This window comes from Bacteroides oleiciplenus YIT 12058 (assembly GCF_000315485.1).
Lineage (GTDB): Bacteria > Bacteroidota > Bacteroidia > Bacteroidales > Bacteroidaceae > Bacteroides > Bacteroides oleiciplenus.
Genome location: NZ_JH992954.1, coordinates 1 through 2,512, shown reverse-complemented (window position 1 = coordinate 2,512; position 2,512 = coordinate 1). Strand labels below are relative to the sequence as shown.

At 44.4% G+C, this 2,512-nt stretch carries 1 protein-coding gene; it reads left to right on the top strand.

The genetic code is table 11. The annotated features are described in order from the left end of the window. The first annotated feature begins 643 nt into the window (after positions 1-643). On the top strand, positions 644-2,296 hold the full coding sequence (gene ltrA, locus HMPREF9447_RS27320; RefSeq protein WP_005647529.1) for a group II intron reverse transcriptase/maturase: 1,653 nt from the start codon (positions 644-646) through the stop codon (positions 2,294-2,296). The last annotated feature ends 216 nt before the right edge of the window (positions 2,297-2,512 follow it).

Below are 2,512 nucleotides of genomic sequence, written 5' to 3'. Positions count from 1 at the left end.
GTGTGACCTGAAAAGTCACGTAATTGATTGTTAAACAGCAATGTATATTGCAAGATTTAACCCGCTGTTCCGTCAGCGGTAGCCTACTATAAGGTGCATCTCCAGTGATGGGTTGTGCTAAGCTTATAGGACAAAGTACACTTTCCGAAAGGACAAGACTGAACCGTGAGGGAACGTCAAGGGCGGTTAGTATCATACCGTCGAGTGGCGAGGCTGGATAGCATGGTTAACGTAATGTGAACTGACTTTAGCCGTCGTAAGGTTTGAAGGAGCGCAAGATACTTTAGCTCTCACCAAAAGGTAAGCAGTCGGATAACCCTCGCCCATGTTGGGGTTACACGGACATAGCACTGCCGGCGGACTTGGCAGAACCTAAACTATCCGTTTGTCAATTGCGTGGAACAGGGCAAGCCTGTATCTCTCTCGTAATAATGCGAGTAAGCGAACCGCAAGGCAAGCCGAATGGGGTGCAGGTATGAGATAACGGAGAAAGCGAATGCCGCCCTGTAATGGGGAGGATACGGATTGAACCAACATCACGAGTTAATGAGGGTAACATCATCCGACACGAAAGTGGGCAGACTTCCGTATATGGTAACTCTTTACAAGATAACTTTTAGAACTTTCAAAAGGAGGAAAGCAAATGAACGAGATTAAAACATCGTGTGCGCCTGCTGACAGCAGGAATCTGACTTGGGACGGTATGAACTGGTCTAAGTGTGAAACCTATGTCCGAAAGCTACAAGCGCGTATTGTAAAGGCTCAGAAAGAAGGCAGACATAACAAGGTGAAAACCTTGCAGTGGATGCTTACCCACTCTTTTTACGCCAAGGCATTGGCAGTAAAGAGGGTTACTTCCAACAAAGGGAAGAATACGTCTGGAGTAGATAAACAGCTTTGGGACTCTCCCAAGCGCAAGTACAAAGCAATCGGTGAACTTAGACGTCGTGGCTACCATCCACAGCCGCTCCGTAGGGTTCACATCAAGAAAAAGAACGGTAAACTCCGACCGTTGGGAATACCGACCATGAAAGACAGGGCGATGCAAGCATTATATCTCATGGCATTGGAACCGATAGCCGAAACGACAGGCGACCGTTTTTCTTACGGCTTCCGAAAGAAGCGCAGGACAATGGACGCAATTCGTCAGATTGATACGGTTCTAAATCGCCAGCATTCCCCCGAATGGATTTTGGAGGGAGATATTAAGGGTTGCTTCGACCACATCAGTCACGGCTGGCTTATTGAAAATATCCCTATGGATAAAACAATACTCAGAAAATGGCTGAAATGTGGAGCTGTATTCAATGGTAAACTGTTCCCGACAGAAGAGGGTACACCACAAGGAGGTATCATATCACCGACACTTGCAAATATGGCACTTGACGGACTTCAACCACTCTTGGCTGAAAGATTCAAAAGACGTTTCATCAACTATAAGACATTCCACTACAAAGTGAATCTTATCAGGTATGCGGACGACTTTATAATCACAGGTCGAGATAAGGAATTATTGGAAAACGAGGTCAAACCAATGGTGATAGAATTTCTCAAAGAAAGGGGTCTTACCTTATCCGAAGAGAAAACTACCATTACGAACATATACGATGGATTTGATTTCTTAGGTTTCAATGTAAGGAAGTTCGGCAAAAGGCTGTACACATCTCCGTCCAAAGATGCACAGAAACGCTTTAGGGCAAAAATCAGTGACATCGTTAAAGGACATAAAATGTGTAAGCAGGAATCGCTGATACGAATGCTCAATCCTGTGATAACAGGTTGGGGAAACTATTACCGATATGGTGCATCAACCAATGCTTTTCACGGTTGCGACAATCACATTTACAACCTCACAAAGAAATGGGCTTTACGTCGCCACCCAAAGAAACGCAAGTCTTGGGTTGCAGATAAGTATTGGCATGAAATTCGGGGGCGTAAATGGACGTTTGCATGGAAATATGAAACAAAAAGCAAGAAAGTGAACTACCTGACCCTTAAAAGGTTGTCGGATATACATTATACTCCGTACAAGCAAGTCAAGGGGGAGGCAAACCCTTTCGACCCGGAATATGATGATTATTTCTTTCAGCGAAAGGAGCAACAAATGCTGGAATCTCTCAAAGGACGTAAGTCACTCTTATATTTATGGAACAAGCAGAAGCGGACTTGTCCGTTATGCGGCAAGGAGATAGATTGTACAAAAGCATGGAACGTCAATGAAATATCTGTTGGTGGTTCAATTGTACGGCAACTTGTCCATAACAACTGCTACAAGCGAAATAAACGAAACTGTTGAAAGTATGAGCCGATTTCTAACAACAAATAGAAATATTGAGTTGCTTGAGCCGTATGAGGGGAAACTCTCACGTACGGTTCTTAGGGGAGAAGGGGGCAGTAATGCCCTTGACTTACCCGATGTGTGACCTGAAAAGTCACGTAATTGATTGTTAAACAGCAATGTATATTGCAAGATTTAACCCGCTGTTCCGTCAGCGGTAGCCTACTATAAGGT

Bases quoted from the DNA above. Each gene is read 5' to 3' on its own strand.
- ltrA (WP_005647529.1), top strand. From the start codon at position 644: ATGAACGAGATTAAAACATCGTGTGCGCCTGCTGACAGCAGGAATCTG.